At 71.5% G+C, this 12,827-nt stretch carries 14 protein-coding genes; 7 read left to right on the top strand and 7 right to left on the bottom strand.

Annotated features, from left to right (window positions below):
- Positions 1-145: 145 nt before the first annotated feature.
- From KME66_RS26020 to KME66_RS26010, 3 genes are all read left to right on the top strand, one after another.
- Positions 146-1,291, top strand: coding sequence for a thioesterase domain-containing protein (locus tag KME66_RS26020; RefSeq protein WP_216326555.1), 1,146 nt, complete (start codon positions 146-148; stop codon positions 1,289-1,291).
- Positions 1,288-2,400 carry a MupA/Atu3671 family FMN-dependent luciferase-like monooxygenase gene (locus KME66_RS26015; protein ID WP_216326552.1) on the top strand — a complete coding sequence of 371 codons (1,113 nt, stop codon included), beginning with the start codon at positions 1,288-1,290 and terminating at the stop codon, positions 2,398-2,400. Before KME66_RS26020 ends, KME66_RS26015 begins: the two co-directional genes overlap by 4 nt.
- Positions 2,401-2,473: 73 nt before the next feature.
- Entirely contained in the window at positions 2,474-3,247 is a 774-nt protein-coding gene (locus KME66_RS26010) for a thioesterase II family protein (RefSeq protein ID WP_216326549.1), read from the top strand.
- Positions 3,248-3,331: 84 nt separating this feature from the next.
- Here KME66_RS26010 and KME66_RS26005 read toward each other — a convergent pair whose 3' ends face one another.
- The gene (locus KME66_RS26005; RefSeq protein ID WP_216326546.1) at positions 3,332-4,000 is read right to left on the bottom strand and encodes a response regulator transcription factor; all 669 of its coding nucleotides are present in this window, start codon (positions 3,998-4,000) and stop codon (positions 3,332-3,334) included.
- Positions 3,957-5,033, bottom strand: coding sequence for a sensor histidine kinase (locus tag KME66_RS26000; protein WP_216326543.1), 1,077 nt, complete (start codon positions 5,031-5,033; stop codon positions 3,957-3,959). Before KME66_RS26000 ends, KME66_RS26005 begins: the two co-directional genes overlap by 44 nt.
- Before the next feature lie 346 nt (positions 5,034-5,379).
- Between KME66_RS26000 and KME66_RS25995 the strand changes: the two genes are divergently transcribed.
- Genes KME66_RS25995 through KME66_RS25990 form a run of 3 tightly spaced genes read left to right on the top strand, consistent with a single transcriptional unit; the run spans position 5,380 to position 6,949 of the window.
- Positions 5,380-6,006 (top strand): response regulator transcription factor, encoded by a 627-nt coding sequence (locus KME66_RS25995; RefSeq protein WP_253208484.1) that lies wholly within the window; start codon positions 5,380-5,382, stop codon positions 6,004-6,006.
- Positions 5,943-6,197, top strand: coding sequence for a winged helix-turn-helix domain-containing protein (locus KME66_RS34180; RefSeq protein WP_253208483.1), 255 nt, complete (start codon positions 5,943-5,945; stop codon positions 6,195-6,197). The genes KME66_RS25995 and KME66_RS34180 overlap by 64 nt, the downstream gene beginning before the upstream one ends.
- Positions 6,198-6,214: 17 nt before the next feature.
- Positions 6,215-6,949, top strand: coding sequence for a HAMP domain-containing sensor histidine kinase (locus tag KME66_RS25990; RefSeq protein WP_216326540.1), 735 nt, complete (start codon positions 6,215-6,217; stop codon positions 6,947-6,949).
- 20 nt (positions 6,950-6,969) lie between these two features.
- On the opposite strand, the gene KME66_RS25985 is transcribed toward KME66_RS25990, so the two are convergent.
- The 5 genes from KME66_RS25985 to KME66_RS25965 all read right to left on the bottom strand — a co-directional run bounded on the left by KME66_RS25985 (position 6,970) and on the right by KME66_RS25965 (position 11,239).
- Complete coding sequence (locus KME66_RS25985; protein ID WP_216326537.1) at positions 6,970-7,494, bottom strand: hypothetical protein; 525 nt, start codon at positions 7,492-7,494, stop codon at positions 6,970-6,972.
- Between the two features lie 239 nt (positions 7,495-7,733).
- On the bottom strand, positions 7,734-8,996 hold the full coding sequence (locus tag KME66_RS25980; protein ID WP_216326534.1) for an acyltransferase: 1,263 nt from the start codon (positions 8,994-8,996) through the stop codon (positions 7,734-7,736).
- An 81-nt stretch (positions 8,997-9,077) separates the two neighbouring features.
- A complete protein-coding gene (locus tag KME66_RS25975; RefSeq protein WP_216326531.1) occupies positions 9,078-9,854 on the bottom strand; it encodes an ABC transporter permease subunit in 777 nt (258 codons plus the stop codon).
- Positions 9,844-10,758, bottom strand: coding sequence for an ABC transporter ATP-binding protein (locus KME66_RS25970; RefSeq protein ID WP_216326528.1), 915 nt, complete (start codon positions 10,756-10,758; stop codon positions 9,844-9,846). The genes KME66_RS25975 and KME66_RS25970 overlap by 11 nt, the downstream gene beginning before the upstream one ends.
- Positions 10,724-11,239, bottom strand: a complete 516-nt coding sequence (locus KME66_RS25965; protein ID WP_216326526.1) for a GbsR/MarR family transcriptional regulator — start codon at positions 11,237-11,239, stop codon at positions 10,724-10,726. Before KME66_RS25965 ends, KME66_RS25970 begins: the two co-directional genes overlap by 35 nt.
- A 286-nt stretch (positions 11,240-11,525) precedes the next feature.
- On the opposite strand from KME66_RS25965, the gene metK reads away from it, so the two are divergent.
- Positions 11,526-12,734, top strand: coding sequence for a methionine adenosyltransferase (metK, locus tag KME66_RS25960; protein ID WP_216326523.1), 1,209 nt, complete (start codon positions 11,526-11,528; stop codon positions 12,732-12,734).
- Positions 12,735-12,827 lie beyond the last annotated feature (93 nt).

Here is a 12,827-nt window from a genome sequence, read left to right as displayed (position 1 = left end):
GGGACCGCGAGACCGCGCTGCGGTCGGCCCTGGACCTGCTGTCGGCCCTCCCGGGCCTGCCGGTGCGGGGCGCCGACCTCGCCGGGCTGCTGACCTCGGCCGCCGACTGGCGCGGTGCGCTGCGCCGGGCCGCGGGGACACGGCCGTGCGGCCGCTGGCGCTCGCGGGCGGCACCGCCGTCCTGGCCACCGCCGACGCCACCTCCTGGGACCGCGCCCTGGTGCCCCCGCCGGCGATCCTGGCCCCGGTCACCGCCCCGGGCGGCCCCGCCTCCCGCACCGGAGCCGCCGAACTCGCCGCGCGCACCGGCGGCGCGTCCCGCTCCGTGCCCGCTCCGCCGGCGATCACCGACCGGGAGATCCGCACCGCCCCGGTGGAGGACCGCCGCTTCCTGGTCCCGATCAACCGGAGCGGTGACAAGGCGCCCTCGTTCTGGGTGCACCACCTCTTCGGAGACGTCAGCTACTGCATCTACCTGTCCCGCTACCTGGGGATGGACCACCCCTTCTACGGTCTCGAACAGCTCGACTCCGACCTGCGGTTCACGGAGTTCGCGTCGATCGAGGCCATGGCCGCCCGTTACGTCGCGGAGATCCGCCAGGAGCACCCCGACGGCCCGTACGTCCTGGGAGGCGCCTCCTTCGGCGGGATCCTGGCCTTCGAGATGGCCCGCCAGCTGACCGAGGCGGGCCAGGAGGTCGCGCACCTCTACCTCGTCGACGCGCTGCTGCCCGGCACCGGCGCCTGGAGCGGCGTCGACAACTCCGTGATCACGGAGGAGAACCAGGACGCGGTGACGCTGATGCTCATCGGCAACTCCGCCTCCCAGCTCTGGAAGGCGGACCCGAGCCTGAGCATCGACGAGCTGACCGGAATGACCCCGGACGAGGCCATGGACCACATCACCCGGCACGTCGTCGAGGGGTCCCCGGCCGAGCTGTCGCCCGACGAGGTGCACCGCCTGATCCGTACCCGCTTCGCTCTGCTCGACCTCAACGGCAAGCTGCTGCTGAACTACGAGGCCCGGCCGTTCGCCCGCCCGGTGCGCACGACGGTCTTCCACGCCACGAACGGCTTCTCGGCCGCCGAGAACCCCTACGGCATGCCCGCCATCGGCCGCGACGACTCCGACACCACCAACGGCCTGGGCACCTTCGCCGGGGACGACGTGACCGTCCACGCCCTGGACGCCGACCACTTCACGATCGTCCTGGAGGACAACCTCCGTGCCATCGCCGAGGTCGTGACCCGTACCCTGCCCGCCCTCACGCCGAACGGACCGCGCTCATGACCGACTTCAGCGTCTACTTCTTCTCCTCCAACGACGACAACGGCTTCGGGGACCGCTATCGGTTCATCCTCGACGTGGCCCGCTACATCGACGACCGGGGCTTCCGTGCCATCTGGACCCCCGAACGGCACTTCCAGGAGTTCGGCGGCAGCTTCCCCAACCCGTCGGTGCTCAGCGCCGCCCTGGCGGTCGCCACGGACAACCTGCATCTGCGGGCCGGCAGCGTCGTGCTGCCGCACCACCACCCGGTGCGGGTGGCCGAGGAGTGGTCCCTGGTCGACCAGCTGTCCGACGGCCGGGTGGGCATCTGCCTGGCCACGGGCTGGCACAAGGGCGACTTCGTCTTCCACCCGGACCTCTACGACGCCCGCCGCGAGTACACCTTCGGGCACATCGAGACGCTGCGCTCCCTGTGGCGCGGCGAGCAGGTCGAGTTCCCCGGCCCGGACGGCGAGCCGCTCGGTGTGCGCACCTATCCGCGCCCGCGGCAGCCGGAGCTGCCGCTGTGGCTCGTCCACACCTCGAATCCGCGGACGTGGACACAGGCCGGGCGGGCGGGACTCAACGTCCTCACGCTCCTGGACAGCTGGGAACGCCTGGAGGAGAACATCGGCGCCTACCGGTCCGCGCGCGCCGCGGCCGGTCTCGACCCGGCCGGCGGGACCGTCACGGTCGGCCTGCACACCTTCGTCGGTGACGACGAGGCCGAGGTGAAGGGCATCGTGCACGACCCGGTGCGCCGCTACCTGTCCTCCTTCGTCACCCAGAAACGCGCCGACGCGGCCGTGGACGGCACGTCCTCATCGATGAGCGACGCGGAGCAGCGGGCGCTCGTCGACATCGCGGCGGAGGACTTCTACCAGCGGCGTTCCCTGCTCGGCACGCCGGACAAGTGCGCCGGGGTGGTCCAGCGGCTCAGCGACATCGGCGTGGGTGAGATCGCCTGCCTCGTCGACTTCGGCGTCCCCTTCGACACGGTCCTCGGTATGCTGCCGAAGCTCGACGAACTCCGTGCGCGCTTCGCGCCGCCCGAGGCCGCCGCACCCGTGTCCGCCGCGCCCGCGCCGTCCGCCGATCCCGGGCTGTCCTGGTACTACGCCCGCACCTGACGTCCACCGGTCCGTGGCGCCGGGAGGGCGGCCCCTCCCCCTCCCGGCGCCGCCCCCTTCCCTGGAGTGCCCCATGACCACGGCCCCGTCCGAGTTCGACCGCTGGGTCCTGCGCACCGCCCCCCGGGACGCCCCCGCGCTGCGGCTGATCTGCGTGCCGTTCGCCGGCTCAGGTCCCGCCGCGTTCCAAGGCTGGGGCGAGCTGCTGCCGGACTCCGTGGAGCCCTGGCTGCTGCGGCTGCCGGGCCGCGATTCCCGCTTCCGCGAGGAGCCGCGCACCGAGGTGCCGCTGCTCGTCAAGGAGGCCGCCGCCGTGCTCGGGCCCGCGCTCGACGGCCGCCCGTACGCGCTTTTCGGCCACAGCCTCGGAGCCCTCATCGCCTTCGAACTCGCCCGCGAGCTGCGGCGTTCGTTCGGCGCGGAACCGGCTCATCTATCCGTGTCCGCGCGCGCGGCCCCGCACCTTCCGCTGCGCCACGCCGTCGTGCACCGGCTCCCGGACGACCTCTTCCTGGACGCGCTCGACGTACGGTTCAACGCCATCCCGCCGGCCATCCGCGACGAGCCCCAGCTGCGGGCGCTCTATCTGCCGGTGCTCCGCGCGGACGTCACCCTTCTGGAGACGTACGCGTACACGGCGGAAGCTCCGCTCGGCTGCCCCGTCACCGCCTACGGGGGCGTGGAGGACCCGGAGTTCCGCGGTACGGAACTGGAGGCGTGGAGCCGGCACACCGCTTCCGCGTACCGCTTGCGCATGTTCCCCGGCGGTCACTTCTTCCTCAATCCGCGGCGTGCCGAACTCGTCGCGGACGTGACGCAGGACCTCTGCCGGGCGATGGTTCCGTGACCTCGCCCGGCGGCGGGACGGGGCTCCGGTCCCTCCCCGGGGCCCCGGGGAGGGGGTGGCCGGCGCCTCCGGCGGCCGGCCGTGTCAGGGTTCGTCGCCCGGATGGGTCTGGGGGATGATCGACGCCGCCATGGCCTTGTTGACCGCGTCCATGCGGGAGACCGCGCCGAGCTTCGTGTAGATGTTGCGCAGGTGGCGCTTGACGGTGCCTTCCGCGATGGAGAGCCGTCGGGCGATCTGGGAGTTGCTCAGGGCCTGGGCCGTCAGGGCGAGGACCTCGCGCTCGCGCGCCGACAGGATCTCGTCGGGCGACCGGTCCACCCGGTCCAGGCCGCGCTGCGACACGGACAGGATGACGTGGCCGGGCCCGCGGTCGACGACCGCGCTGTGGATCGCCGAGACCAGTTCGTGGCGCGTGGACCCCTTCACCAGGTAGCCGCTCGCACCCAGCGACAGCAGCTCCCGGGCCAGCACGACGTCGTCGTGCATGGTGAGCACGATGACCCGGGACCGGGGGGAGACGCGCCGCAGCTGGGGCAGCGTCTCCCGCACGCCCTGGCCCGGCATCTCCACGTCCAGGACGACGACGTCCGGGCGCAGCTCCGCCGCCCGGCTGCAGGCGTCCTGACCGCTGTGCGCCTCTCCCACGACCTCGATGTCGCCGGACGAGGTGAGGATCTCGGTGATGCCCTCGCGGAAGAGCGTGTGGTCATCGGCGATGACCACTCTGATCGCTCGCTGTGCAGCCTCCACCCGTTTCCCCCTTCAGCGGCACGAACACCAGGATGCGGGTGCCGCACCCCGGCTGGGATTCCACGGCGACGCTGCCGCCCAGGAGTTCGACCCGCTCACGCATCGACAGTATGCCGCTGTGCCCACGGGGCTCCGCGGACCGCGGGTCGAATCCGACACCGTCGTCCTCCACGGCGGCGCGCACCTCTCCCGGGGTCACGTGGACCTCGACCGCCACCAGTCTGGCCCGCGCGTGCCGCACGGCGTTGCGCTGGGCCTCACGGACCACCAGGAACAGTTCCTCGGCCATCCAGGCGGGCACCCATGACTCGTCCCCGGTGACCGACACCCTCACCTGTCCGGGTGCCACCGCCATGTCCTCCAGGTCCCGGACGAGAGCCGCGTGCAGGGGCTCGGCGTCCACCCTCAGGCGCAGGCCCGTCATGACCTCCCGGAGGCTGGACAGGGAGTCGCGGACCGTCTCCCGGGCCGTGTCCAGTTTCCGGCGCGCCAGCTCCGGCTGGTCCTCCTGGTACATGTCGTGCAGTTCGAACCAGTTGAGCGCGGAGCCCAGGTGGCCGGCCACTTCGTCGTGCAGCTCCCGTGCGACGCGCAGGCGTTCGTCGTTGTGGGCGCTGCGGATACGTTCCAGCAGGTATCCGATGTGGGCCACCGCGCGGGCGGTGTGGCGGGCGACGATCTGCCGGTGCAGCAGCGAGAAGAGCACGGCGGCCTCGGTTCCGGAGGCCCGCAGGTCCTCGGGTTCGTCGAGGAGGGTGACCACGACCGCGTCGAAGAGCACGGCGGACGCGCGGCCCGATTCCACGGGGTGCGTACGAGGGCCGCCGACGGGGCTGCCGTCGGCTCCCAGGTATTCCGTACCGTGCGGCAGGTACGTTCCGCGATGGAGCTCGGCGACGACGTGGGCGAGGATCTGCCGCGCCTCGTCCACGTACCGCTGCGAGTTGTGCTCCTCGGGGAGCAGCGAACTGTCGGTGCTGCGGAGCGCGGCCTCGTACGCGGCCAGAATCTCGTCCTTCCGGCGTTCCAGCACAGCGGCCACCGTGCTGTGCGCTCGCCTTGCTCCCACCACGCCGAAATCCCCCTCGTGACCAGCTGAACTGACCCCGCTCCGCTCATGCGTTGGCGCTTGGGAGGGTATCCCGACGACCGGACCCGAAGGCGTCAAGGAGTCGTCAAGAGTGATCGCCCGCCCTGGCGCGAACACACCGCCCCACAAGCCGCTACCCCGAACGACACATACGGACACCCCCCTGTCGGTCCACACGATACGCCCACCATTGAGAACCGGTCGACCGGCTTGATAAGAAGTGCATCAGAGATGGCTCGACCCTTTGTGACGCACGGGCAAGCCCGGCCTGCGGGGAGGCGGCGGATCCATGAACGTTCTGATAGTCGAGGATGACGACGGGGTGGCCGAGGCGCTGGAACAGGCGCTGGGCGTCCAGGGCTATCATCCGCGCCGCGTGGGGACGGGCGCCGAGGCCCTGTCCTCTCTCGCCGACGTGAGCCTGGTCCTGCTCGATCTGGGTCTGCCCGACCTGGACGGGCACGAGGTCTGCCGGCGCATACGGGAACGGTCCTGCGTTCCCGTCATCGCGCTCAGCGGCCGGGCCGACGAGCTCAATCGTGTGATGGCCCTGCACATGGGCGCCGACGACTTCATCGCGAAGCCGTTCAGCCGTTACGAACTGGTGGCGCGCATCCAGGCCGTACTCCGCCGGGCCGGCGGCTGCCTCCACCACGCGACGGGGGCGGGGGCCGACCCGCGACCGGTGCCCGCCCCGGTTCCGGCGGCGCCCGAGCCGGCGGCGCCCCGGCACCGCACGTCCCCGCGGCCCGGGAGGCGGCCCCGGAGGCGGCCCGGGAGACCGCGGGGCGCCGCACCGCGCAGTCTCCCCACCTCGCGGGTCCGCTCCGGCTCGACCCGCGAACCCGCAAGGTGTTCCTGCACGCGGAGGAAATATGCATCACCCGCCGGGAGTTCGATCTGCTGGCCCTGCTGATATCCGAGCCGGAAACGGTGATGGAGCGCCAGGAGATCATGGCCACCGTATGGGACGAGAACTGGTTCGGCTCCACCCGGACCCTGGACGTCCATGTGGGCTCACTGCGGAGCAAGCTCGGCAACGAATGGATCGAAACCGTGCGCGGAGTCGGCTATCGGCTGACCGTTCCGGCCGCCGCGCACGCCTGAGACGGGATGCCTGCCTCATGACCATCGCACCGCACGCCACACCCCACACCCCACTCCACACACCTGCCCCGGTCCTGCCCCTGGACGGCTCCCCCACCATCGCCGCCGCGGCGGCCCATCAGGTCCGCGGCCCGCTGTCCTCCGTACGACTGCGTCTTGAGCTGCTGCAGGACCGGCTGGCCGACGGCCGCGACGCCGACACCGCACGGGAAGTCCGCGGTGTCCTCGGCGAAGTGGACCGCCTGTCCGACGTGCTGGAGCAGGTCCTGGCCTGGGGCAGCGCCGACCGGGGCACGGCCGCCACCGAACCGGTCGACGTCCTGGGGGTCACCGCCGCCCGGGTGGACGCGTGGTCAGCGTCGGCCTGCGCACGCGGCGTGCGGCTGTGCCTGGTGGGCCTCGCCAGGACCGGCTCACAGATCAGGGGAGCCCTGGAGCAGGCCCTGGACGTGCTCCTGGAGAACGCCCTGCACGTCTCCCCGCCGGGAGGCGAGGTCCTCGTGAGCGTGCGGGCCACGTCGGCGGACATCCACGTGGAGGTCCGTGACCAGGGGCCCGGGATGACGGACGAGGAGATCCGGCACGCCTGCCGCCCCTTCTGGCGGGGGGCCTCCGGGCACGGCCGGGCGGGCACGGGGCTGGGGCTGACCATCGCCTCGGCGCTCCTCGCGGCCTCCGGCGGCCGGCTGGAGCTGGGCGGCCCGCCGACGGGCGGACTGCGCGCCACCGCCGTGCTCCCCGTCCAGGGATGATCCTGTCCCTGGTGCGGCCCTCATCCCGCCGACCGCCCCGGCGTCCGCCACAGTGCCAGGCTCAGCCGCTTGTGCCGCGCCACGGCCATCAGCAGAACGGTGACGGCCAGCGCCCCGCCCCCCACCGGCACATAGGTGGCCGCTCCGTCGTCACCGGCCTCCGAGACCGCCCAGACGATCTTGCCGAGGGCGGCGGCGTCGAAGACGACGATGCCCCACCCGAGCGAGCGGCGCCACAGCGCGGCGCAGAACGCGGCGAGCAGCAGCGGAGCGAGGCACAGCATCACGACCTGGAAGACGTCGGGATGGCTGAGGAAGGCCCGCTCCATGTCGAGCACGCCCTGGATCCGCGGGTCCGGCCGCTCGGGGGCGGGGAACCAGAAGAAGCTCGTCAGCAGGGCGACCAGTGTCAGGGCGAGGCCCCGGGGGCGCCGGTGCCAGGAGAAGTAGGCCAGGGGCAGGAAGAAGAGCGGTCTGATGTACCAGCTCAGCGGATTGGTGTGACGCTCCCACGCCCAGTGCAGAAGATCGGACACAGATCCCACGGCACTCCCGCCCCTTCGACTCGTCGCCGGTACGAAGGAGAACGACCCCCGTCCTGCCTCGTCACGGGCGGAACGGGGGTCGCTCCCCTGTACGACGCCGGGGGTCGGCGGTGCGCGTACGACATCGGCGGCCAGCGGATGGGCGTACGACCTCCGGGCTCAGCGGGTGCGGGGACGACGACGGCGTCGGCGGGCGCGCGGACGACGACGGGTCAGCCGGCCCACGGACGACGACAGGGTCAGCGGGTGCGCGCGACCCGGGAGGGGGCGGCGCCCCCGGCGCCCGATGCCGCGTCCCCGGAGCAGGTCGCCGGGGGTGCCGTGCGGCGTCGGTTCCACCGCCGCAGCGGCTCTTCGACATACCGGAAGCTGAGCCAGGCCAGCAGGACGGAGACCGCCGCCGTCAGCGGCAGCAGGACCAGGAAGCCGGTCAGCCCCGCCTCACCCCATTCCAGACCCGCGACGCGCAGGGCCACGGCCATGACGAACATGTGCCACAGGAAGATTCCGTAGGAGATCCGGCCGAGCCACGTGACGACCGGCCGGCTCAGGAGCCGCGCCGGTCCGCTGTCCGGGGCCAGGACGACCGGCAGCACCAGCCCCCCGCTGACCACGAGGTAGGCGAGGCTTTCCACGACGGCCTGCGCGGGGGACGGCGGGGTCATGTGCCCGCCGGCGAGCGGCGAGGCGAGAACGGCGTAACCGGCGAGGGCCACACCCCAGCAGCTCAGGGGAAACCGCCTGACCAGGCGCACCACCGGGCTTCCCCCGGCGGCTTCGGCATGGACCGCCACGGCGCCGAGCCCCATGCCCGCCAGGAAGAACACGAGGTATCCGGGGAGCCACCACATGAGCGTGGGCGCCTCGTGGGCGGCGGCAAAGGCGCTGAGCGCGACCTGCCACAGCAGGCTGAGCACTCCGGCGAGCACGAACGCCGCGAGCACGGGCCCGGGTCCGCGGCGCACGGCGGTCGCCCGGTGCAGGAGAAGGGCCAGCAGCGGCAGGAGGAGATAGAAGCTGACCTCGGTCCCCAGACTCCAGGTCTGCGAGAACGCGCTCCACGGCTCCGCACGGGTGTGCGGGAAGTCCCCGTCGGCGTAGATGTGCTGGAGGGTGAGGATGCGCAGGAGGCGGGGAGCTTCGGTCAGGACCTCCCGGTGGAAGCAGACCAGGCTCACCAGGACCAGCAGCGTGTAGGCGGGCCAGATGCGCAGGAACCGGCTCCGGTAGTACGCCCTCACCGGGGGCGCGGCACGCCCCGCGAGGGCCGCCGCGGCGTAGGGGCGGTAGAGGAGGAAGCCGGAGATGACGAAGAAGACGTGGACCGCGACGGCCAGCCGGCTGAGCACGTCGGCGGCCGGGGCCGCGCCCCGGGGGTCGAAGGCGATCCCGGTCCAGCCGGCGAGATGGAGAACCAGCACCATGAGAGCGGCCACGGCCCTCAGGCCGTCCGTTCCCGGAACGTGGCCGCGCCCGCCGAGGGGGGTTGACTGCTCCTGCACGACGTCCTCCTCCGTGGAGAAGCCTCGGCCGCCCTCCGCGGGGGTGGGAAGGGCGGCCGAGGGAACGTGGTCCGAACGCGGTCAGACGTTCAGGTCCCGGCTCTTGAACCGGGTGAGGCCCAGGCCGAAGAGCACGGCGGGAGCCACGAGCAGGACGAGCATCGCGGGGTCGAAGCCCTCGCGCAGCGGGCTGCCGCCGAGGTAGTAGTGGAACGCCGACAGGTACTTGAGCGGCTCGATCGCCTCGGACTGGCTGGCCAGAGCGTTGACGATGAAGGAGAACGCGCCGTACCCGGCGGTGACCCCGAGCGTCAGCGTGCGCCGCCCGGTGATGGCTCCCGTCGCGAACGCCACGGCCGCGAAGGTGATCACCAGCAGGCCCAGGCCGATCACGGTGACGAGCAGGTTGCCGAACTCGACCTTCATGTCGAGTGCGGAGTTGAGGATCACGAGCTCCACCAGGACCACCGCGGAGAACCCGGCGACCGCCAGGCAGGTGGCGGCGAACCGCTGCGTCAGCAACTGGCCCCGGTCGATGGGCTGGGCGAGGTAGAGGTCGAGCAGGCCGGTCTCCTCCTCCCCCGCCACGGCCTTGGAACCGGTGATGGTGACGAAGACCAGGAGCAGCAGGGGCACGATCATGCCGAGGACCGTGGCCCGCAGGAAGCCGGCACCGGTCGCCAGGTCATCGAGGGCGAGCGCCTTCTGGAGGCCGCTCGCCCCCTCGGTCACCTTGTCCGGGTCGAAGCTGGAGGTGTACATGAGGGTGACCAGGGCCAGCCCGATACCCCAGAAGACCAGTCCGCGGCGCTGGTCCCGCAGCGCTTTGCCGAAAACGGCGAGTGGTTCAGCGGACACCGTGCATCTCCTCCTTGGGGTCCTGCGCGTAGGCGTGCAGGAAGATCTCTTCCAGGTCGGGCTCCTCGCACACCAGACTGACCACCGTGTGCTGGGCCGCCGTCTTGACGAGCGCGTCGGCGGTGCCGTCGAGCGTGCAACTGAGCGTGTTCGCGGATACGTTCACATCCCGCACGCCCGGCAGGATGGAGAAGTGACGCGGATCCACCGGGTCCGCGAACCGGATCTCCACCCGGCGCTGCGCCTGCTCCAGCAGGGTGTCCACGTCGGAGACCGAGATGAGCTCGCCCCGACGGATGATGGCGACCCGGTCGCCGACGTGCTGGACCTCGGACAGGATGTGCGAGGACATCAGGACGGTCTGCCCGTTCTGCTTCGCCTCGCGCACCATGGCCAGGAACTCCTGCTGCACCAACGGGTCCAGACCGGTCGTCGGCTCGTCGAGGATGAGCAGGTCGGGCGCGTGCATGAAGGCCTGGATGATGCCGACCTTCTGCTTGTTCCCCTTGGACAGGTTGTGCACCGGACGCTTCAGGTCCACGTTGAGGCGTTCGGCGAGTGACGCGATCGTGGACTTCTCCACCCCGCCGCGCACCTTGGCGAGGAACTCCAGGAGCTCCAGGCCGCTGCCGCGTCCGGCGAGGGGGAGTTCGCCGGGCAGGTAGCCGATGCGCCGGCGTACGTCGCTGCCGCCCTCACGGGGGTCCTTGCCGAACAGCTCGACACGGCCGGAGGTGGGGCGGATCAGGTCGAGCATCAGCCGGATGGTCGTGGTCTTGCCCGCTCCGTTCGGTCCGAGATAGCCGAACACTTCCCCCTGGTTGATGCTCAGTGAGAGTCCGTCCAGGGCCTTGTGTTTCCCGTAGGACTTACTGAGTCCCTCGGCCAGCGCCACAGGGGTCATGCTGCATCCGCTCCTTTTTCGCTTGCTCCCAGCGACTCCACACGAGGGGCATCTCACGCTCCAGCCACTCGTAGAAGTCGTACATCTCCTGCAGGCGCCGGCTCCGTGCCGGCGGCTCCTCGCTCAGCAGCTCCAGGCCACGGGCGGTCACGTGCCTGAACTCGCCGTACCTGGACGCCTGCGTCATGGCGTGCTCGATCCAGGCGTGAGGGTCGATGCGATAGCGATCACCGCGTTCACCCGGGCGCCTGAACCGCTCCACCAGCCGGCCGGGCACCAGGTGGCGCAGCGCCGCGCTCATGGCACCCACGCTGACGGACAGCGCCTCGGCGATCTGACCGAGCGTCTGCTCGGCCGGTTCGCAGATGAGCAGCCAGCCGATGGCCCGGCCCGACATGCGGACCAGTCCCTGCTGTTCGAGCTGCATGGCCACGGCTTCGACGAACTCCAGCTCCAGCGGACCCGCCGTCGTATCGGTCACCAACCTTCACCTCCTTTCGCTTGTTCAGAATACACTGAACAAACAGCACGTACTAGCCATTCTGCTGAGACCGCGCCCGCAGGACCTGCCCGCGGCGCCTGTGCATCCCCCGACGCTAAGCGGGTCCTACCCTGCGGCGACCCTTCTGACCTGCATATACGCCGAAGTGAGCGGGGAGTGGTACCCCTTTCGGGACACCGGGGCAGCCGTCCGTTGCCCCGTTCCCGGAGGGTCCCGAACATCGGTGCGGAGGGAACCAACCACGCCCCCCGAACGGGAGAACCACATGTCTTCTCGGCTCTTCACCTCGGAGTCCGTGACCGAGGGCCACCCCGACAAGATCGCCGACCGGGTCAGCGACGCCGTCCTGGACGCACTGCTCGCACAGGACCCGGCGGCCCGCGTCGCGGTGGAGACCCTGATCACCACGGGCCAGGTGCACGTGGCCGGGGAGGTCACGACGACGGCCTACGCCGACATACCCGCGCTCGTCCGCGACGCCGTGCTCGACATCGGCTACGACTCGTCCGCGAAGGGCTTCGACGGCGCGTCGTGCGGGGTGTCCGTGTCGATCGGCGCGCAGTCCCCGGACATCGCGCAGGGCGTCGACGCGGCGTACGAGACCCGCGTGGAAGGGGACGACGACGAGCTGGACAGGCAGGGCGCGGGCGACCAGGGCCTGATGTTCGGCTACGCGAGCGACGAGACCCCCGAGCTGATGCCGCTGCCGATCAGCCTGGCGCACCGCCTGGCGAGGCGGCTGTCCGAGGTCCGCAAGGACGGCACCGTGCCCTATCTGCGCCCGGACGGCAAGACGCAGGTCACCATCGAGTACCAGGGCAGCAGACCCGCCCGCCTGGACACGGTCGTCGTGTCCTCGCAGCACGCCCCGGACATCGACCTCGACACACTGCTCGGCCCCGACATCCGGGAGCACGTCGTCGAGCACGTCCTCAAGGAGCTGTCCGAAGCTGGTCTCGGCCTGGAGACCGACGGCTACCGCCTGCTGGTGAACCCGACCGGCCGCTTCGAGATCGGCGGCCCGATGGGCGACGCCGGCCTCACCGGCCGCAAGATCATCATCGACACCTACGGCGGCATGGCCCGCCACGGCGGCGGCGCCTTCTCCGGCAAGGACCCGTCCAAGGTCGACCGCTCCGCGGCGTACGCCACGCGCTGGGTCGCCAAGAACGTCGTGGCCGCGGGCCTCGCCCGCCGCTGCGAGGTCCAGGTCGCCTACGCCATCGGCAAGGCCGAACCCGTGGGGCTCTTCGTCGAGACCTTCGGCACCGCCGCGGTCGCCCAGAACGTGATCGAGAGGGCGATCTCCGAGGTCTTCGACCTCCGCCCGGCCGCCATCATCCGCGACCTCGACCTGCTCCGTCCCATCTACGCCCGGACGTCCGCCTACGGCCACTTCGGCCGGGAGCTGCCGGACTTCACCTGGGAGCGCACCGACCGGGTGGGCCCGCTGCGCGCGGCCGCGGGGCTGTAGGCCCCCGCCGTCCTGACGTCGTCACCCGGCAGGAGCGAGGGCGACGGCAGCACCGAGGACCCGCGCGGCCCGCCGCCCTCGCGCCGTCCTGCG

It is taken from the genome of Streptomyces sp. YPW6, assembly GCF_018866325.1.
Taxonomy (GTDB): Bacteria; Actinomycetota; Actinomycetes; order Streptomycetales; family Streptomycetaceae; genus Streptomyces.
Note: the sequence above shows the minus strand (reverse complement) of the source record. Positions and strands in the feature narration are given on the sequence as shown.